General features: G+C 72.5%; 18 protein-coding genes. 8 read left to right on the top strand and 10 right to left on the bottom strand.

Annotation, left to right across the window (positions count from 1 at the left end):
• Positions 1 to 38: 38 nt before the first annotated feature.
• The 3 genes from ACH499_RS18410 to ACH499_RS18400 form a co-directional block, all read right to left on the bottom strand.
• Positions 39 to 1,259, bottom strand: coding sequence for an Ig-like domain-containing protein (locus ACH499_RS18410; RefSeq protein ID WP_399016902.1), 1,221 nt, complete (start codon positions 1,257 to 1,259; stop codon positions 39 to 41).
• A gap of 222 nt (positions 1,260 to 1,481) precedes the next feature.
• Positions 1,482 to 2,537: a P1 family peptidase gene (locus ACH499_RS18405; RefSeq protein WP_399016900.1), complete on the bottom strand. Its 1,056-nt coding sequence runs from the start codon at positions 2,535 to 2,537 to the stop codon at positions 1,482 to 1,484.
• Complete coding sequence (locus ACH499_RS18400) at positions 2,534 to 3,778, bottom strand: low temperature requirement protein A (protein WP_399016898.1); 1,245 nt, start codon at positions 3,776 to 3,778, stop codon at positions 2,534 to 2,536. The genes ACH499_RS18405 and ACH499_RS18400 overlap by 4 nt, the downstream gene beginning before the upstream one ends.
• Before the next feature lie 74 nt (positions 3,779 to 3,852).
• Between ACH499_RS18400 and ACH499_RS18395 the strand changes: the two genes are divergently transcribed.
• Positions 3,853 to 4,029 (top strand): hypothetical protein, encoded by a 177-nt coding sequence (locus ACH499_RS18395; RefSeq protein WP_356198673.1) that lies wholly within the window; start codon positions 3,853 to 3,855, stop codon positions 4,027 to 4,029.
• 40 nt (positions 4,030 to 4,069) lie between these two features.
• Here ACH499_RS18395 and mscL read toward each other — a convergent pair whose 3' ends face one another.
• The 6 genes from mscL to ACH499_RS18365 all read right to left on the bottom strand — a co-directional run bounded on the left by mscL (position 4,070) and on the right by ACH499_RS18365 (position 9,921).
• Positions 4,070 to 4,540, bottom strand: a complete 471-nt coding sequence (mscL, locus tag ACH499_RS18390) for a large conductance mechanosensitive channel protein MscL (RefSeq protein ID WP_356198671.1) — start codon at positions 4,538 to 4,540, stop codon at positions 4,070 to 4,072.
• A gap of 111 nt (positions 4,541 to 4,651) precedes the next feature.
• Positions 4,652 to 5,206 (bottom strand): RcpC/CpaB family pilus assembly protein, encoded by a 555-nt coding sequence (locus tag ACH499_RS18385; protein WP_399016896.1) that lies wholly within the window; start codon positions 5,204 to 5,206, stop codon positions 4,652 to 4,654.
• A gap of 197 nt (positions 5,207 to 5,403) precedes the next feature.
• Entirely contained in the window at positions 5,404 to 6,255 is an 852-nt protein-coding gene (locus ACH499_RS18380) for an S-methyl-5'-thioadenosine phosphorylase (protein ID WP_399016894.1), read from the bottom strand.
• A gap of 94 nt (positions 6,256 to 6,349) precedes the next feature.
• Positions 6,350 to 6,655 (bottom strand): FmdB family zinc ribbon protein, encoded by a 306-nt coding sequence (locus ACH499_RS18375; RefSeq protein WP_356198668.1) that lies wholly within the window; start codon positions 6,653 to 6,655, stop codon positions 6,350 to 6,352.
• Between the two features lie 67 nt (positions 6,656 to 6,722).
• A complete protein-coding gene (locus tag ACH499_RS18370) occupies positions 6,723 to 8,033 on the bottom strand; it encodes an MFS transporter (protein WP_356198667.1) in 1,311 nt (436 codons plus the stop codon).
• A gap of 244 nt (positions 8,034 to 8,277) precedes the next feature.
• Positions 8,278 to 9,921 carry a potassium/proton antiporter gene (locus ACH499_RS18365; RefSeq protein ID WP_399016891.1) on the bottom strand — a complete coding sequence of 548 codons (1,644 nt, stop codon included), beginning with the start codon at positions 9,919 to 9,921 and terminating at the stop codon, positions 8,278 to 8,280.
• 222 nt (positions 9,922 to 10,143) lie between these two features.
• Here ACH499_RS18365 and ACH499_RS18360 point away from each other — a divergent pair, with 222 nt between their 5' ends.
• Entirely contained in the window at positions 10,144 to 12,963 is a 2,820-nt protein-coding gene (locus tag ACH499_RS18360) for a penicillin acylase family protein (RefSeq protein WP_356198663.1), read from the top strand.
• 73 nt (positions 12,964 to 13,036) lie between these two features.
• Here ACH499_RS18360 and ACH499_RS18355 read toward each other — a convergent pair whose 3' ends face one another.
• Positions 13,037 to 13,651, bottom strand: coding sequence for a 5-formyltetrahydrofolate cyclo-ligase (locus ACH499_RS18355; RefSeq protein WP_399016889.1), 615 nt, complete (start codon positions 13,649 to 13,651; stop codon positions 13,037 to 13,039).
• Between the two features lie 92 nt (positions 13,652 to 13,743).
• Here ACH499_RS18355 and galU point away from each other — a divergent pair, with 92 nt between their 5' ends.
• The 6 genes from galU (at position 13,744) to glpR (ending at position 19,200) form a co-directional block, all read left to right on the top strand.
• Positions 13,744 to 14,646, top strand: a complete 903-nt coding sequence (gene galU, locus ACH499_RS18350; RefSeq protein WP_356198661.1) for a UTP--glucose-1-phosphate uridylyltransferase GalU — start codon at positions 13,744 to 13,746, stop codon at positions 14,644 to 14,646.
• A gap of 5 nt (positions 14,647 to 14,651) precedes the next feature.
• Complete coding sequence (glp, locus tag ACH499_RS18345) at positions 14,652 to 16,007, top strand: gephyrin-like molybdotransferase Glp (protein WP_399016886.1); 1,356 nt, start codon at positions 14,652 to 14,654, stop codon at positions 16,005 to 16,007.
• 85 nt (positions 16,008 to 16,092) lie between these two features.
• Positions 16,093 to 16,605, top strand: a complete 513-nt coding sequence (moaC, locus tag ACH499_RS18340) for a cyclic pyranopterin monophosphate synthase MoaC (protein WP_356198660.1) — start codon at positions 16,093 to 16,095, stop codon at positions 16,603 to 16,605.
• Positions 16,602 to 17,141 carry a MogA/MoaB family molybdenum cofactor biosynthesis protein gene (locus ACH499_RS18335; protein ID WP_356198659.1) on the top strand — a complete coding sequence of 180 codons (540 nt, stop codon included), beginning with the start codon at positions 16,602 to 16,604 and terminating at the stop codon, positions 17,139 to 17,141. The genes moaC and ACH499_RS18335 overlap by 4 nt, the downstream gene beginning before the upstream one ends.
• A 20-nt stretch (positions 17,142 to 17,161) precedes the next feature.
• On the top strand, positions 17,162 to 17,815 hold the full coding sequence (locus ACH499_RS18330; RefSeq protein WP_356198658.1) for a GNAT family protein: 654 nt from the start codon (positions 17,162 to 17,164) through the stop codon (positions 17,813 to 17,815).
• A 167-nt stretch (positions 17,816 to 17,982) separates the two neighbouring features.
• Entirely contained in the window at positions 17,983 to 19,200 is a 1,218-nt protein-coding gene (gene glpR, locus ACH499_RS18325) for a gephyrin-like molybdotransferase receptor GlpR (protein WP_356198656.1), read from the top strand.
• Positions 19,201 to 19,211 lie beyond the last annotated feature (11 nt).

Raw genomic sequence — 19,211 nt, 5'->3', positions numbered from 1 at the left:
ACCCGACGGTACGTCAAAAACCGCTGCTCGCAAGCCTGTCAGACGGCGCTTCCGGCGGTCCACTCGCTCCACGCCATGTTCCAGCCGTTGAGGCCGTTGTCGGGCGCGATCGTCTTGTCCGGGGAGTTCTGGACCACCACGACGTCCCCGATCAGCGAGTTGTCGAAGAACCACTTGCCGGGCGTGTCGCCCTGGCCGCCGCGGGCGTCGCGCAGTCCCACGCAGCCGTGGCTGGTGCCCTGCCGGCCGAACGGCGGGTTGCCCTGCGCGTACCAGTAGTTGCCGTGGATGAAGGTGCCGGAGTTGCTCAGCCGCATGGCGTGCGGCACGTCCGGGATGTCGTACTCGCCGCCGAACCCGACCGTCGAGCCGTCCATGCGGGTCTGCTCGGACTTCTCGGAGATCACCATCCGCCCGTTGTACGTCGGGTTCGCGGCGCTGCCCGCCGAGATCGGGATCGACTTGACCGTCGCGCCGTCGCGCACGACCGTCATGGTCTGCGTGTTGACGTCGACCGTGGAGACCTGCGAACGGCCCACGGTGAAGGTGACGGTCTTCTTCTGTACGCCGAAGACGCCGTTCGCGCCCTCCACGCCGTCCAGGTCGATCTTCAGCGTGACCTTGGAGCCGGCCTTCCAGTACTCCTCGGGCCGGAAGTCGAGGCGCTGCGAGCCGAACCAGTGCCCGACCACCTCCTGCCCGCTGCTGGAGGTGACCGAGATGTGCGACTGCACGGCCTTCTTGTCGCCGATCTCCTTGTCGAACGTGAACGACACCGGCATGCCCACGCCGACCGTGCTGCCCCCGTCCGGGGTGTACGTGCCGATGAAGCTGTTGGCCGTGGAGACGGTGGTGAAGGTCGAGTCGGCGGCGGCCGGCAGGCCGTCCGCGTCCTCGGCGGTCGCGGTGATCCGGTACTTCGTGCCCCGCTCGAGCTGCTCCTTCGGCTTCCAGCTCGTGCCGTCCGCGGACACCGAGCCCGGTACGGCCGTGCCGGTGCCCGCCACCGTCATCCTCACGTCCGTCAGCTTGCCCTTGCTGACCTTCACGCCGGTCGCGTTGATCGACGCGCCGGTCGACCCGTCCTTCGCGGAGATCACGAGCTTCGCCACGGAGGTCTTGACCGAGCCCCTGTCTCCGCCGCCGCTCTTGTCGTCGGCGTTGGCGCTGCCGCCGCAGGCGGTGAGGGCCAGGGAACCGACCACCAGGGCGGCACAGGCCACCAGGGCGCGACGCGCTGATATGTCCGGCGTTGTCACGGGCTGCTCCAGGTTCAGGTGATGTGCGTATCCGCTTCAGCCCTGAAGAGCGGGGCGACCCCGGGCGGGGTTCCCGCCAACCGCCGGAAAGGCCGTTCAGTGACAGAACCGCGACAATCGTCCTGCCATGCCCGACAGTTGCCCACATCGGACACCTGCCCCGCGGACGGGCTCCGTCCCCCGCCCGCGCACCCGTCCCGCCCCCGCCGGGCGCCGCGTCCGCTACGACGCCCCGGGGGCGCCCTCCTCCGGCTCACCGAACAACTCCGTGTACGAAGGCCACGCCCCGCCCGGTCCGTCCACGGGCCCGGCCGCCCGTACCGCGCGCACGATCGCCCGGGTCACCGCGTCCGCGCCCGCCGCCAGCACCTCGTTCAGCGCGAGCGGCTGCCCGGCGTCCAACGCCCGCTCCCCGGTGGCCAGGGCGAACACCGTGTCCCCGTCGTTGAGCAGATGCACCGGACGTACGGCACGGGCGATGCCGTCGTGCGCCGTGCCGGCCAGCTTCTGCGCCTGCGCCTTGGACAGCCCGGCGTCCGTGGCGACCACGGCGAGCGTCGTGTTGAGCGGAGGCGGAGCGTTCCTCGCGGCGACCTGTGCGAGACGCCGTCGCGCCGCCGCGTGCACGTCCGCCGCCGGATACGCCACGCGCCCTCCGCGGAACAACTCCCCGTACAGCACCCCCGTCTCCGGATCCAGCGCCGACCCGGCCGCGTTGGCCACCACCAGCGCGGCCACCGTGATCCCCGAGTCCAGCACGGTGCTGGCGGTGCCGACCCCGCCCTTCAGCAGCCCGACCACGGCGCCCGTACCGGCCCCGACACCTCCCTCCGCCACCGGCGCACCCGGCGCGCTCGCGTGGGCCGCCTCGACGGCCGCCCGCCCGGTGGCCGCGTCCGGCCTGGCCCGGAAGTCGCCACCGCGCCCCAGGTCGAAGACGCAGGCTGCCGGCACCACCGGCACCACGTGCGCCGGGTCCGGACCGACCCGTACCCCGCGTCCCCGCTCCTCCAGCCAGGCCATCACGCCGGACGCGGCGTCGAGCCCGTAGGCGCTGCCGCCGGTCAGCACCACCGCCTCGACCTTCCGCACCAGGTTGCGCGGGTCGAGCGCGTCGGTCTCCTTGGTGCCGGGACCACCGCCGCGCACGTCCACGGCGGCGACGGCCCCGCCCTCCGGCGCGAGCACCACCGTCGTCCCCGTGAGCCACCCGCCGCCGGCGCGGGTCGCATGGCCCACCCGCACCCCGGCGACGTCCGTCAACGCGTCAACTGTCATGCCGCCAGTGTCCGCCGCTCACCCGCGCGTGCCGTCAGCACCACCCCGGTCGACACCGCCACCGCCAGCACGAGGCCCGCCGCGAGCACCGCCATGCCGCCGACGAAGGTGCAGCAGATCACCAGCAGCGCGGCGGTCGGCAGCACCAGTTGCTGGGCGATGCCCACCTTGAAGTGCCGCGCGTGCAGCGCCCACACCGCGATCAGGTACAGCGCCGAGGGCAGGGTCACGGCGGCGGACGCCGAGAGCGTGGAGATGTGCGCCTTGCCGACCGCCTGTTCCACCGCCACCTCCAGGCCGGCGCCGATCGCCGCCGCCGAGGCGAACACCAGGTAGTGGCCGTATCCCCAGATGAACGCCTGCCTGCTGGTGCGCAGATGGGCGTGGATGGGGACCACGAAGTAGATCCACCAGGCGGAGAACACGATCAGCAGCCCGCCCACCGCGATCGGCAGCAACTCGCCCAGGGCGTCGTGCTCGTCGATGCCGGACTTCACCGCCACCGTGGCCGCGGCGATGGTCTCGCCGAGCACGATGATCGTGAACAGTCCGTAGCGCTCGGAGATGTGGTGGGGGTGCCAGGCCGACTGGTGGTTCTTCTCCGCGAAGACCGGCACGCACATCTCCAGCACCGCCATCACCAGGAACAGCCACGGCCGCCCGGCGTCCGGCACGAACAGCAGTCCCACCCAGCCGATCTGGCAGAGCAGCACACCGCCGGCGTACCGGCGGGCCATCACCCGCTCCTTGGGCCGGGCGCCGCGTGCCGCGCGCAGCCACTGCGCCGACATGGCCACCCGCATGATCACGTAACCCAGCACGATGACCAGGAAGTCGTGGTCCTGGAAGGCCCGGGAGATCCCGGCGGCGAGGACCAGGACGCCGGCGATCTGCACCAGCGTGACGATCCGGTAGAGCACGTCGTCGTTGTCGTAGGCCGAGGCGAACCAGGTGAAGTTCATCCATGCCCACCAGATGGCGAAGAAGACCATCGCGTAGTTGAGGATGCCCTGGCCGGGATGTCCCTCGGCGACCGCGTGCACCAACTGGGCGCCCGCCTGGGCGACGGCCACGACGAAGCACAGGTCGAAGAAGAGCTCCAGCGGCGAGGCGACGCGATGGGACTCGTGCCGGGCCCGCGCCGTGAGCCTGCGCAGCGGCCGGTGCCCGTCGGACGGGCCGCCGGGCGCGCTGTCGGAGGCGCCGGGGGACTCGGCTGGGGAAGGGGGACTGGACATCATGCCCCCCAGCACAGCAGAGACGGCGCGGAAGTGCTCGTGGGCGGGGGGACAGGGCCGGGCCGTACCCTGGAGGCATGAGCACCGCCCCCGAATCCGAGCCGCGTACGCCGAAGCCCGCGCTGGTCTTCGACGACCCGCTCGACCAGCAGTCCTCGGACGACACCGACCGCGGCTGGGGCGAGCGGCCCGAGGCCGACGGCGCCGCCGACCTGAAGCGCTTCCTGGACGAGAAGCCGCCGCACCACCTCTGAGCCGCCCGGCCGTTCGTCCGCCACCGCCGGACCTCTCCCGCTAGACGCGGTCGTGTCCCGCACCGCGCTGCGCGACGAGCGCGTCGCGGATCTCCTTGAGGACCTCCAGCTCGGAGACCTCGACGATCTCCTGCGTGCCCTCCCGTGCCTTGCGCCGGGCCTCCTGGCGGGCCAGGTACTTGGACATGGGCAGGACCATGAGGAAGTAGACGACCGCCGCGGTGATCACGAACGTGAGGGTGGCGCCGAGCACCGATCCCCACAGGATGCGCACACCGGTCGCGCTGTCCCCGGTGCCGGTGCACGGGCCCTTGAGGCAGGAGCTGTAGCTGTCCAGGTTCTGCGTGCCGAACGCGCCGACCAGCGGGTTGATGATCCCCTTCACCATCGAGTTGACGATGTTGGTGAAGGCGGCGCCGATGACCACCGCGACCGCAAGATCGACGACGTTCCCGCGCATCAGGAAGGCCTTGAAGCCCTGCCAGACGCTCGGATCCTTCTTCTCGCTCACCTCGGGGGCACTCCTCACACGACCAGGTTGTGGAACAAATCGCTCCGCAACCTACGCCGGTACCCGGCGGTGCTGTCCAGTCCGGTTCCACCGTCGAGCGGCTCGGCGGGCTCAGCACAACGCCACCGCCAGCCGTGCCCGGGCGCCCGCGCCGACCAGCCGGTGCGCCGTGGCGGGCGGCACCGAGAGCACCACCAGCGCCCCGGCCTCCGGCGACGCCCCGTCCCCGGCCGCCCCCGCCACCGGTTCCGGCACCTCCACCACCCGCGCACCCCGCGCGATCACGGAGGCGCCCCCGCCGTCCTCGGACGCGACGACGTCCACCCGGTCACCGGGCGACAGCAGCCGCACCGTCCCGGCGTCGGCGATCCGCACGGGCGCCGCCACCGGTCGCGGGGCCTGCCGCTCGCGTGCCCGGTCGGTCACCGGATGCCCGCGCGCCCGGCCCCCGTCCTGCGCGCCGGCCCCCGGAAGCGGGCCCGCCGCCACGAGCGCCGCCGCGGTGACCGCGAGGCCGGCGGCCACGGCACGCCGCCGGTGCCGTACGAGCCGGTGGAGCCGATGCGATCCGCCGCGCACCCGCACGGGGTCGAAAGGCGGCACCTCGCACGTCGGCGGAGCGTCGGCACCGGGCGGAAGAGGGGAGGGAACGACGGGACGGGACACGGTGATCACCACCTGCGACGGGAGAACTGCTTGCGCACCCACGATGGGGCTTCCCGCCGGATCCCGCCGGAGCCCATGCGCTACCGACCGGTTGTGGACAACTCCCTCACCCGAAGGTGACGCTCCCCCCGCCGCCGCCCCCCAGCGGCGCCGAGCCCGCCCCCACTGCCGTACCCAGGCCGCCCGCCCGGCCGCCCCTACGGCAGCGCGATCCCCGTATTCATCCCGCCCAGCGCCTCACCGCACCGGCAGTCCCGCTCGCCGGACGTCGGCAGCGCCGCCACGGTGTCGAAGAGCACGCCCCGCAGCCGGTCCACGTTGGCCGCGAACACCCGCAGCACCTCCTCGTGCGAGACGCCCTCGCCTGTCTCGGCCCCGGCGTCGAGATCGGTGACCAGGGTCAGCGAGGTGTAGCAGAGCTCCAGCTCCCGGGCGAGCGCCGCCTCGGGATGGCCGGTCATGCCCACCACCGACCAGCCCTGCGCCCGGTGCCACAAGGATTCCGCACGGGTCCCGAAGCGCGGCCCCTCGACCACGACCAGGGTGCCGCCGTCCACCGGCTCCCACTCCCGCCCCCGGGCCGCCTTCAGCGCGGCGGCCCGCCCGGTGGGGCAGTACGGGTCGGCCAGCGACACGTGCACCACCCTGGGCACCGTGCCGTCGGGCAGCGGCACCCCGTCGAAGTACGTCGAGGGGCGGGACGTGGTGCGGTCGACGAACTGGTCGGGCACCAGCAGCGTGCCCGGCCCGTACTCGGGGCGCAGGCCGCCCACCGCGCAGGGGCCGAGCACCTGGCGCACGCCGACCGAGCGCAGTGCCCAGAGGTTCGCCCGGTAGTTGATCCGGTGCGGCGGCAGATGGTGGCCGCGCCCGTGCCGGGGCAGGAAGGCGACCCGCCGTCCGGCGACCTCGCCGAGGAAGAGGGAGTCGCTGGGCGGCCCGTAGGGGGTGTCCACCTGGATCTCGGTCACGTCGTCGAGGAACGAGTAGAAACCGGAGCCGCCGATCACGCCTATCCCGGCACCGGGGACCTTCGCCTTGTTCGCCATGCCCGCACCCTAGCCGCCGCCCGGAGCCGGGGAACGCCGAAGACCCCGTCGTCGTACGACGACAGGGTCTCGCGGAACCCGAGAGGGCGCCCGCCTAGGCGGCGGTGGTGCTGCTGGCGGAGCTGCCCGAGGACGAGGACGAACCCGAGTCCGAGGACGAGGAGGACGAGGACGTGGAGGACGACGACTTCGAGGACGACGCCGGCGAGCTGCTGGACGAGCTGCCGCGGCTGTCGTTGCGGTAGAAGCCGGAGCCCTTGAAGACGATGCCGACCGCCGAGAACACCTTCTTCAGGCGGCCCTTGCAGTTCGGGCACTCGGTCAGGGCGTCGTCGGTGAACTTCTGCACCGCCTCGAGGCCCTCGCCGCACTCGGTGCACTGGTACTGATAGGTCGGCACTGTGTTCCTCCTGGCACTCTCACTCGATGAGTGCTAACGACGCTCCATAGTGACGTATTCCGAGGGATCAGTCCACTGCGGCGGGCAGGCGGTGACCGACGCCACGTGCGACCGTGCGGCTGCGGGACGGGGTCGCCAGGCGCGTGCGCAGGGCCACCAGCGTGGCCAGCGCGAGCACCGTGCCGCCCATCGGCACCAGGAATCCGGCGCCGTCCCAGAGCCGGTCCTCGAACTGCCCGGCGATCGTGACGGCCGCCGCCTGGCCGAGCGCCACCGCGCCCGTCAGCCAGGTGAAGGCCTCGGTGCGGGCGCCCGCCGGGACCAGGTCCTCGACCAGCGTGTAGCCCGTGACCAGTGCGGGCGCGATGCACATGCCGACGAGCAGGCCGAGGCCGGCCAGGACCGGCAGCGACTGCGCGGCCCACAGGCCGGAGGCGGTCACCGCGAGGGCGGTGTACCCGACGAGCAGGCGCCGCTGCGGGGCGGCCTTCCAGGCGACGGCACCGCAGACCAGGCCGGAGAGCATGTTGCCGGCGGCGAAGACGCCGTACAGGACGCCGTTCATGCCGGGCTCCCCGATGGACTCGGTGAACGCGGCCAGGGACACCTGCATGCCGCCGAAGACCGAACCGATGCCCAGGAAGATCACGGCCAGTACGCGCACACCGGGCACGCGCAGCGCCGGAACGTGCTCCACGCGCGCGTGGCCGTCGCCGAGCCCGGCGACCCGGGGCTGGGTGCTCTTCTGGGCGGCGAACAGCAGACCGCCCACCAGGGTCAGCGCCGCCTCGGTGACCAGGCCGGCCGCCGGGTCGACGGCCGTGCACAGGGCGGTGGCCACCAGCGGGCCCAGGACGAAGGTCAGCTCGTCCGTGACCGACTCGAAGGCCGCGGCCGTGCTCATCAGCGGGGAGCCCCCGAGCTTCACGCCCCAGCGGGCGCGGACCATGGGCCCGATCTGCGGCACCGAGGCACCGGTGGGCACGGCCGCCGCGAACAGCGCCCACAGGGGGGCGTCCGTGAGCGCCAGCACGGTCAGGGTCAGGCCGGACAGGCTGTGCACGAGCACGCCGGGGAGCAGCACGGCGCGCTGCCCGAATCGGTCGGCGAGCCGGCCGCTGTAGGGGGCGAACAGGGCCATGGAGACGCCGGTGACGGCGGCCGCGGCACCCGCGACGCCGTAGGAGCCGGTGGTGTGCTGCACGAGCAGCACGATGGAGATCGTCAGCATGGCGAACGGCTGGCGTGCCGCGAAGCCGGGGAGCAGGAACGTCCAGGCACCGCGGGTGCGCAGCAGCTGTCCGTATCCGGGGCGGGAGGAGGCGGGGTGCCGCGACTCCTCCGGGGACTTCTTCGACGGGGTGACCGTGGATGCCACGGCCCGTGCCTTTCTGCCGCCTGGTAGCGCCGGTCCCGCCTGCCGGCCGGTGCCGTGCGGGAGCGCCGAGAGCTGTCCTCTTGCGCGGACTGCGGTAGATGCCGGCCCCGGCTCACGGGGCGTTCCGGCCGCCATACGGTCGCGCCAGCTCTGCTTCAGGCAGAGTTGGTTCGATCAGGTGCTTCCTTCATCGTACAGGGATCAAGCGGGGCATCACCTGTGAAAGTGAGCAGGCACACCCCGTTCACCTGCTCTTTGCCGTGGCACCGGCGGTGCCCAGCCAGCCGGCGAGCTTGCCGCCCTGGCCGACCGCGCGCAGCCGGGCCTCGGCCGCGTCCCGGACGGGATCGGTGGCGACCACGAGGAGTTCGTCCCCGCGCCGCAGCCCCGTCGTCGGCAGCGGCACGAACGACGTGCCGTCGCGCACGACCAGCGTGACGGCGGAGCCGGCGGGCAGCCGCAGTTCGCTGATCTCGACGCCGTGCATCTTGGAGCCCTCGGGGATCGTGACGGACAGCAGGTGCCCGCGCAGCCGCTCCAGCGGCGCCGACTCGATGCCGAGGTCGGCGGCCTCGTCGCCCTTGCCCAGGTGCAGCTTGCGGGCCAGCCAGGGCAGTGTCGGCCCCTGGATCAGGGTGTAGAAGACCACCAGCACGAAGACGATGTTGAAGATGCGGCGGCTGCCCTCGACGCCCTCCACCATGGGGATGGTGGCCAGGATGATGGGCACGGCGCCGCGCAGCCCGGCCCACGACATCAGGGCCTGCTCCTGCCAGGGCACCCGGAAGGGAAGCTGGCACAGCACGACGCTCAGCGGACGGGCCACCATGGTCAGCACCAGCCCGATGAGCAGGGCGGGGACGATGTCGTCGCCGAGTTCGTGCGGGGTGACCAGCAGGCCGAGCAGCACGAACATGCCGATCTGGGCGATCCAGCCGAGCCCGTCGGCGAAGCCTCGGGTGGCGGGCCAGTGCGGCAGCCGGGCGTTGCCCATGACCATCGAGGCCAGGTAGACGGCGAGGAAGCCGCTGCCGTGCACCAGCGCGCCGGCCGCGTAGGCGGCGACGGCGATGGCCATGACGGCGATGGGGTACAGACCGGAGGCGGGCAGCGCCACGTGCCGCAGCCCCCACGAGCCCAGCCAGCCCACCGCGAGCCCCATGGCGGCGCCGATGGCCAGCTCCAGGGCGATCTCACCGAGCAGCACGTACCAGTGCTCGATCGGGCCGGCCGTGGAGAACGCGACGACGAGGATGACCACCGGGGCGTCGTTGAAGCCCGACTCGGCCTCCAGCGTGCCGGTTATGCGTGCCGGGAGGGGGATCCTGCGCAGCACCGAGAAGACCGCCGCGGCGTCCGTGGAGGACACCACCGCACCGACGATCAGCGCCTGCCGCCACTCCAGCCCGGTCAGATAGTGCGCGCCCGCGGCGGTCACGCCGACGCTCACCGCGACCCCGGCCAGCGCCAGCACGGAGGCCGAGGGCAGAACGGGCTTGATCTCCTTCCACTTCGTGCCCAGACCGCCCTCGGCCAGGATCACGACGAGGGCCGCGTATCCGATGACCTGGACGAGTTCGGCACTGTCGAAGCGGATCTCGCCGATGCCGTCCTGGCCCATGGCGACGCCGATGGCCAGGTAGACGAGCAGGCTGGGGAGCCCGCTGCGCGAGGAGATCCGGACCGCCGCGACGGCGATCAGCAGGACGAGCGAGCAGACGAGCAGAAGCTGGTTGAGGTGCTGGACAGTCAGCGGCCGTTCCCTTCCCTGGCGCACGGCGCCCACGCGTTGCGGTGCGCAGACTGCCCACGCGCGGGTGCGCGGTGGTTCGTGCGCACGCCGGCAGGCGCGGGACGGTGTGCGGACACAGCGCGCGTGAGCGCACATACATGGCACACGAAGCCGCGGGACTCCGCGGCCGACTACTTCGTTACCTTACCTAACTCTTGACGTTTTCTTGACGCTCACCTTGGCAAGATCGAACGCCCGTGCGCGCCGGTACCCGACTCCGCGTCAAGGGGGCCGGGGCGGGGCGCCTAGAGTTGCCCCAGCGTTCAGTACAAAGCACAGCCCGCCCCTGCCGCTCGTGTTAGGACAGCAAGGACAGCGATGCCCCCCACCAAAACCGCCTCTTCGGGTCAGCAGCCCGGCAAGTCCGGCAGGAAGAAGGGGCGCAAAGCACGCCTTCTCGTCCTCGTGCTGGTGCTGGCCATCATCGGCGGCCTCGCCTACGGGGCGTACTGGTCCATCAGCACCGTCCGCGCGTCCTTCCCGCAGACGAAGGGCTCGCTGACGCTCGCGGGCCTGTCGGGACCGGTCGACGTCAAGCGCGACGGCTACGGCATCCCGCAGATCTACGCCTCCTCCGAGGAGGACCTGTTCATGGCGCAGGGCTACGTCCAGGCGCAGGACCGGTTCTACGAGATGGACGTGCGCCGCCACATGACCTCCGGGCGCCTGTCGGAGATGTTCGGCAAGGGCCAGGTCGACAACGACGAGTTCCTGCGCACCCTGGGCTGGGACCGGGTGGCGAAGAAGGAGTACGACGAGAAGCTGTCGGACTCCACCAAGAAGTACCTCCAGGCCTACTCGAAGGGCGTCAACGCCTACCTCCAGGGCAAGGACGGCGCGGACATCTCGCTGGAGTACGCGGCCCTCGGCTTCACCAACGACTACAAGCCGCAGGAGTGGACCCCGGTCGACTCCGTGGCCTGGCTCAAGGCGATGGCCTGGGACCTGCGCGGCAACATGCAGGACGAGGTCGACCGCGCGCTGATGACCAGCCGCCTCGGCCCGAAGCAGATCGCCGACCTGTACCCGGCGTACCCGTACAGCCGCAACAAGGCCATCGTCCAGGAAGGCCAGTACGACGAGCTGACGGAGACCTTCGAGGCCGGCGGCTCCTCGTCCGACTCGGGCACGGACACGGGTACGGGCACCGGAACCGGAACCGGTACGGGCACGGGCGCCGGTACGGGCATCGGCACCGGCACCGGCACCGGTGCGAGCACCGGCAGCGGCGGCGCCCTCGAGAGCCAACTCGCGGGTCTCCAGAACGTCCTGGACGACCTGCCCACCGCCGTCGGCGTGAACGGCAACGGCATCGGCTCCAACTCCTGGGTCGTCTCCGGCGACCACACCATCACCGGCAAGCCGCTGCTCGCCAACGACCCGCACCTGTCGCCCTCGCTGCCCTCGGTCTGGTACCAGATGGGCCTGCACTGCCGCACGGTCTCCGACAAGTGCCGCTACGACGTCAGCGGCTACACCTTCGCGGGCATGCCCGGCGTCGTCATCGGCCACAACAAGGACATCGCCTGGGGCCTGACCAACTCCGGCGTCGACGTCACCGACCTGTACCTGGAGAAGATCACCGGCGACGGCTACCAGTACGACGGCAAGGTGGTCCCCTTCAAGACCCGCGAGGAGACCATCAAGGTCGCCGGCGGCGCCTCGAAGAAGATCGTCGTCCGGGAGACCGACAACGGGCCCCTGCTGTCCGACCGCGACGACGAGCTGGTCAAGGTCGGCAAGAAGGCCACCGTCGACAGCGCGGCGCCCGACCGCGCCGACGGCTACGGCGTCTCCCTGCGCTGGACGGCGCTGGACGCGGGCACCACGATGGACGCCGTCTTCGCGATCGACCGGGCCAAGGACTGGGACGACTTCCGCGAGGCCGCGGCCCTGTTCGAGGTGCCGTCCCAGAACCTGGTCTACGCCGACACCGAGGGCCACATCGGCTACACGCTGCCCGGCAGGATCCCGGTGCGCGCCGAGGACCACGACGGCTCCGTCCCGGCGCCGGGCTGGGACTCCAAGTACCACTGGACCGGCAAGTACATCGACGCGGACGAGCTGCCGTACGAGTTCGACCCCGAGCGCGGCTACATCGTCACCGCCAACCAGGCCGTGATCGACGAGGAGGCCTACCCGTACTCCCTCACCACGGACTGGGGTTACGGCACCCGCAGCCAGCGGATCACCGCCCTGATCGAGCAGAAGATCAAGGACGACGGCAAGATCTCCACGGACGACATGCGGCAGATGCAGCTCGACAACAGCAGCGAGATGGCCAAGCTGCTGGTGCCCCAGCTCCTGAAGATCGACATCGCCGACAAGGACGTGCGCGAGGCACAGAAGCTGCTGGAGGGCTGGGACTACACCCAGGACGCCGACTCGGCCGCCGCCGCCTACTTCAACGCGGTCTGGCGCAACATCCTCAAGCTCGCCTTCGGCAACAAGCTGCCCAAGGAACTGCGGGTCGAGGGCCAGTGCCTGTGGGTGGACCCGGTCAACACCACCGGGCCCGCGGACGAGGTGAACAAGGTCTACGAGTGCGGTCAGCGCGACGCCGGCCAGGCCCAGCCCGACGGCGGCGACCGCTGGTTCGAGGTCGTCCGCAAGCTGCTGGACGACCCGAAGAGCGACTGGTGGACCACGCCCGCCTCCGGCACCCGCAAGGGCGCCGACCACAATCGCGACGACCTGTTCAAGCGCGCCATGGTCGACGCCCGCTGGGAGCTGACCGCCGAGCTCGGCAAGGACATCGACACCTGGAGCTGGGGCCGGCTGCACCGCCTGTTCCTGAAGAACCAGACCCTCGGCACCGAGGGCCCGGGCTTCCTGAAGTACGCGCTGAACCGCGGTCCGTGGAAGCTCAGCGGCGGCGAGGCGGCGGTCAACGCCACCGGCTGGAACGCGGCCGGCGGCTACGGAGTGGTGTGGGTGCCGTCCATGCGGATGGTGGTCAACCTCGGTGACCTCGACAAGTCCCGGTGGATCAACCTCACCGGCGCCTCCGGGCACGCCTACAGCGCCCACTACACCGACCAGACGGACAAGTGGGCCGAGGGCGAACTGCTGCCCTGGGCGTTCACCGAGAAGGCGGTCGGCGAGAGCACCAGCGACACCCTGGTGCTCAAGCCGTAGGACGGCCGGCCCCGATGTGAGAAAGGCCTCCACGCACGCGTGGAGGCCTTTCTCGTGCGCGCGTCCGCGTGCCTCAGCGGAACCGGCGCACCCCCGACGGCGTCACCACCGCGTCCACCGGCCGGTCGTGCGGCTCCTCGGGGACGCGCGCGACGACCTCCCGGTCGTACAGCAGGACCAGCAGCGCCGGACGCGCGCCCGCCCGCTCCAGACGCGCGAGGACCCGGTCGTAGGAGCCGCCGCCGCGCCCCAGCCGCATCCCGCGTTCGTCGACCGCCAGCCCCGGCAGCAGCACGACGTCGGCGGCCGTCACGGCGTCCGGCCCCAGGCGCTCGCCCGCGGGCTCCGACAGCGTCATCCGCCCGCCGTGCCGCACGCGCACGAGGGACTCCTCGCCGCGGTAGGCGCCCCAGTCCAGGTCGTTGTCGGGCAGCAGCACCGGCAGCAGCACACGCACGCCCCGCGCGCGCAGCGCGTCCAGCAGCGCGAGGGTGCCCGGTTCGGCGCCCACGGACACGTACGCCGCCACCGTCCGCGCCCCGGCCACCTCGGGCAGCGAGAGTGCCCGCTCGGCCAGCGCGTCCGCCGCCTCGCGCACGTCGTCCGAGGTCAAGGCGTTGCGCGCGGCGATGAACTCCCGCCGCAGGGACCGCTTGCCGGGCTCGTCGGCCCGTCCGGTGAGGCTCACATGCCCCTCCTGTACTGTTCTGATCTGCTCATACGGGCGACGGCGATCCGGGGTCACAGGTTCTCCCGAAGTCACCGGATAGGGTGGCGGTCATGACTCAGTCCCACCCCAGGATCAGCAAGGCTGTCATCCCCGCAGCCGGGCTCGGTACCCGGTTCCTGCCGGCTACCAAAGCCACTCCCAAGGAGATGCTGCCGGTCGTCGACAAGCCGGCGATCCAGTACGTGGTCGAAGAAGCCGTCTCCGCGGGTCTCGGAGACGTCCTCATGGTCACTGGCCGCAACAAGCGCCCCCTCGAGGACCACTTCGACCGCAATTACGAACTGGAGTCCGCCCTCCAGAAGAAGGGCGACGCCGGACGCCTGGCCAAGGTCCAGGAGTCCAGCGACCTCGCCATGATCCACTACGTGCGCCAGGGCGACCCCAAGGGTCTCGGCCACGCCGTGCTGTGCGCCGCCCCGCACGTGGGCGACGAGCCCTTCGCGGTCCTGCTCGGCGACGACCTGATCGACCCCCGCGACCCGCTGCTGCAGCGCATGATCGACGTGCAGGAGCAGCACGGCGGCAGCGTCATCGCCCTCATGGAGGTCGAGCCCGAGCAGATCCACCTCTACGGCTGCGCGGCCGTGCAGGCCACCGAGGACGGCGACGTCGTCAAGGTGAGCGGACTGGTCGAGAAGCCCGATCCGGCCGACGCCCCCTCCAGCTACGCCATCATCGGCCGCTACGTCCTCGACCCGCACATCTTCGACATACTGCGCAAGACCGAGCCCGGCCGCGGTGGCGAGATCCAGCTCACCGACGCCCTCCAGCAGCTCGCCGAGGACGAGACGGTGGGCGGCCCGGTGCACGGCGTCGTCTTCAAGGGCCGCCGCTACGACACCGGCGACCGGGGCGACTACCTGCGTGCCATCGTCAGACTGGCGTGCGAACGTGAGGACCTGGGCCCCGACTTCCGGACCTGGCTCCGCAGTTACGTAGCCGAGGAGATGTAACGACGTTGAGCAGCGCCGCGCACCGTGCCACCGGCCACGACCACTCCGCCCCGGACGACCGCCCGGGCCCGGGCGGGCTCTGGTCGGTGCAGGACCACCTGGACGACATCCTCGCCACCGTCCGCCCCCTGGAGCCCATCGAGCTGCACCTGCTCGACGCCCAGGGATGCGTCCTGGTCGACGACGTCACGGTGCCGGTCTCGCTGCCGCCGTTCGACAACAGCTCCATGGACGGGTACGCGGTGCGGGTCACCGACGTGGCGGGCGCGAGCGAGGAGTTCCCCGCCGTCCTGGAGGTCGTCGGCGACGTCGCCGCCGGCCAGGCCGAACCGCCCACGGTGGGCCCCGGCCAGGCCGCCCGCATCATGACCGGCGCCCCCCTGCCGCCCGGCGCCGAGACGGTCGTCCCCGTCGAGTGGACCGACGGCGGCCTCGGGGAGGGCCCGGCCGCCGGGATGCGCGCCCGCAGCCTCGCCCCGGAGGGCGCCGAGGGCCAGGTCCGCGTGTACCGGCCGGCCGAGGCGGGCGCGCACGTGCGCACGGCGGGCAGCGACGTGCGGGCGGGCGACCGCGCGCTGCGCGCCGGCACGGTCCTCGGACCCGCGCAGATCGCCCTGCTCGCCGCGATCGGCCGCGGCCGGGTCCGGGTGCGCCCCCGCCCGCGCGTGGTGGTGCTGTCCACCGGCAGCGAACTCGTCCAGCCCGACGAGGAACTGGCCCCGGGTCAGATCTACGACTCCAACAGCTTCGCCCTCACTGCCGCCGCCCGCGACGCCGGCGCCATCGCCTACCGCGTGGGCGCGGTCGCCGACGACGCCGAGACCCTGCGCTCCACCATCGAGGACCAGCTCGTCCGCGCCGACCTGATGGTCACCACCGGCGGCGTCAGCGTCGGCGCGTACGACGTGGTCAAGGAGGCGCTGGAGCACGTCGCCGACGAGGACGAGCCCGGCAGCGGCGTGGAGTTCCGCAAGCTCGCCATGCAGCCCGGCAAGCCCCAGGGCTTCGGCTCCATCGGCCCCGACCACACCCCGCTGCTCGCCCTGCCCGGCAACCCCGTGTCGTCGTACGTCTCCTTCGAGCTGTTCGTCCGCCCCGCGATCCGCACCCTGATGGGCCTGCCCGACGTGCACCGCCCGACGGCCACCGCCACGCTCGCCGCCGACACGGCGCTGACCTCGCCGAAGGGCCGACGGCAGTTCCTGCGCGGCCGGCTCGGCGACGGTTCGGTCACCCCCGTCGGCGGCGCCGGATCCCATCTGGTGGCCGCGCTCGCGCAGGCCGACGCGCTGATCGTCGTCCCGGAGGACACCGAGTCGGTCGAGCCCGGCGCCGAGGTCGAGGTGGTCCTGCTCCGCTGACCGGGCCCGGTTGGCGGTACCGTGTCGCGCACAGCAGGCCCACGCGCCGCACCGCGACGGGCCCGGACCGGGAGCGCCACACAGCATGAGCACGCAGGACCGACCCACCGAGGACGGCCAGGACACGCAGGGCAGGCTGACGCACATCGACGAGGCGGGCGCCGCCCGGATGGTCGACGTGTCCGCCAAGGACGTCACCGCGCGCACCGCGCGCGCGAGCGGACGCGTCCTGGTCGCGCCCCGCGTCGTGGAACTGCTGCGCGGCGAGGGCGTTCCCAAGGGCGACGCCCTGGCCACCGCGCGGATCGCGGGCATCATGGGAGCCAAGCGCACCCCCGACCTGATCCCGCTGTGCCACCCCTTGGCGCTCTCCGGTGTGAAACTGGACCTGTCGGTCGCGGACGACGCCGTCGAGATCACCGCGACGGTGCGGACGACGGATCGCACGGGTGTCGAGATGGAGGCGCTCACCGCGGTCTCCGTCGCCGCGCTCACCGTGATCGACATGGTCAAGGCGGTCGACAAGAAGGCGGTCATCACGGACGTGCGCGTGGAGGAGAAGACGGGCGGCAAGTCGGGCGACTGGAGCCGGTCATGACACTCGACACGTCGGCGGGCGGCGCCCTGCTCGCCCCCTACAGCGCCCTGGTCGTCACCGCCTCCAACCGGGCCGCCGCCGGTGTCTACGAGGACAAGGGCGGCCCGCTGGTCGCCGAGGGCCTGCGGCGCTTCGGCTTCGCCGTGGACGGGCCCCAGGTGGTCCCGGACGGCGACCCCGTCGAGGCCGCCCTGCGCGCGGGCGTCGACGCGGGCTACGACGTGATCGTCACCACCGGCGGCACGGGTATCTCGCCCACCGACCGCACCCCCGAGGCGACCCGCGCGGTGATCGGCCACGAGGTCCCCGGCATCGCGGAGGCCATCCGGGCCCACGGCCGGGACAAGGTGCCCACCGCGGCGCTCTCCCGGGGACTGGCCGGGGTGGCGCGCGGGACGCTGATCGTCAATCTGCCGGGTTCCAGCGGCGGCGTGAAGGACGGCCTCGCGGTCCTGGAGCCGCTGCTGACGCACGCCGTGGACCAGCTCCGCGGTGGTGACCATCCCCGGCCGGGCAGCGGTGGGGGTGCGAGCTGAACACTCCCTCCTGGCCGGTCGTGCTGGTGGACGGCGACATCGTCCTCCGGCCGATAAAGCTGCGCGACCAGCGGACGTGGCGCGAGGTCAACCGGCGCAACCGCGACTGGCTGCGGCCCTGGGAGGCGACCATTCCGCCGCCCGCGCCCGGCGGTCCGCTCGCGCACCGGCCGACCTTCCGCCAGATGGTCCGCCACCTCAGGGCGGAGGCGAACGCGGGCCGGATGCTGCCCTTCGTGATCGAGTACGAGGGGCGGCTGGTCGGGCAGTTGACGGTGGCGGGGATCACCTGGGGCTCGATGTGCTCCGGGCACGTCGGCTACTGGGTGGACGAGGCGGTGGCCGGGCGCGGAGTGATGCCGACGGCGGTGGCGATGGCCGTGGACCACTGTTTCCGCACCGTGGGACTGCACCGCGTCGAGGTCTGCATTCGCCCGGAGAACGGGCCGAGCCGCCGGGTCGTGGAGAAACTCGGATTCCGCGAGGAGGGCCTCCGGCCGCGTTATCTCCACATCGACGGCGGATGGCGGGACCACCTCGTGTTCGCGCTCACCGCGGAAGAGGTCCCGGAGGGGATGCTGCGCCGCTGGCACCGGTCACGGGACCAGGCGCAGGGCCGGAGTTCACGCGAAACCCCCGGGAATCACGCCCGGCCCGGCAGTGGAATTGAATAAACGTTCGAAATTGATCGGGTCGCACCGGGCCCAACCGGATAATTCGCGGCCCCGACCGTCGGCCGATCGCATCGATCGCAAAAAAAGTTCGAAATATCAGCCAGATCGTGCGACACACCGGCTCAATTGGCGGATGGCCCCATGCAAACCCCTCTACCGTGTGAGGCGTGAGCAGCAGCGGCCTCATCTACGCAGTTATCGTCGGGGCCTGGGCCGCCTACTTGGTGCCGATGTGGCTCCGTAGGCAGGACGAGCTGAACGAAGCCCGTCCGACGGAACGCTTCAGCACAGCCATCCGGCTGCTGTCCGGAAGGGCGGGCATGGAGCGCCGGTACGCCAAGGACCTGCGGTCGCGCTCCGCCGACGAGGCGGAGCCCGACGCCGACGCCCCGGACGCCGTCACCGACTCGGTGGACGTCCGGGCGTTCGCCGTGTCCAGAACCGGCCTGCACACCCGGCCGGCCGACCCGGGGCACCCCGCGGAACACGCCGAACCCGACCGCGCCGAGGCGGACACGCGCACCGGGCGCGTCCGGCCCGGCCGGAGCTCCGAGCCCGGCGCGGCCCCGGCCGGCAAGGGGACGCCCGCGGCCCGGCGCGCCCCCGCCTCCCCGGCGGCGGCCCGCGCCCGGCGCACCAAGGTGCTCGCCCGACGCCGGCGCACCACCGTGGTGCTGTTCCTCGCCTTCACGCTCGGCACCGTCGTCGCGGCGGTCGGCGGGCTGGCCTTCCTGTGGGCGCCCGGCGTGCCCGCGGTGCTGCTCAGCGCGTACATCGCCTACCTGCGGTCCCAGGAACGGCGCCGGTTCGCCTTCCACATGGACCGCCGCCAGGCCGAGGCCGCCGCGCGGCGGCTGCGCGAGCGCGACCGCCGGCCGCGCCGGCGCGCCCCCGCCGACCTCACCGAGGCCCCCGACACCGAGGAGCCGGACGAGGCACCCGAGGCCGAGCCCGACCCCGGGCTCTCCGCGCTCGCCGCGGACCGCCGGGCCCTGGTGGAGCAGACCGACCACGCCGAGTGGGTCGACCAGCAGCGCGAACGCCAGCGGCGGCCCGGCCAGGGCGAGAGCTGGGACCCCGTGCCCGTGCCCCTGCCCACCTACGTGACCGCGCCGGTCGCCCCCCGCGCCACACCCGACGTGGACCTCGCGGCGCCCGACGCCTGGAGCTCGGCCCGCTCCAGCGCCGTCGCCCCCGACCGGGACGACACGGCGACCCCGCCCGAGCCCGACCGCACGGCCGACCGCGCCGAGGACCGGCCCGAGGGCCCCGGCCGCAGCGGCGCCCGCCGCGCGGCCTCCGCCCGCCGGGCCCGCGAACGCGGCCGGACCCCGCTGTTCGACCAGTACGAGGACGGCGACCGCCCCCGGGCGGCCAACGAATAGGACGCCCGGAC

Origin of the sequence: Streptomyces sp. NPDC018947, assembly GCF_044390505.1 — a bacterium.
GTDB lineage: Bacteria > Actinomycetota > Actinomycetes > Streptomycetales > Streptomycetaceae > Streptomyces.
The sequence above is the reverse complement of the archived record's forward strand: the minus strand, read 5'-3'. Positions and strand labels throughout refer to the sequence as shown.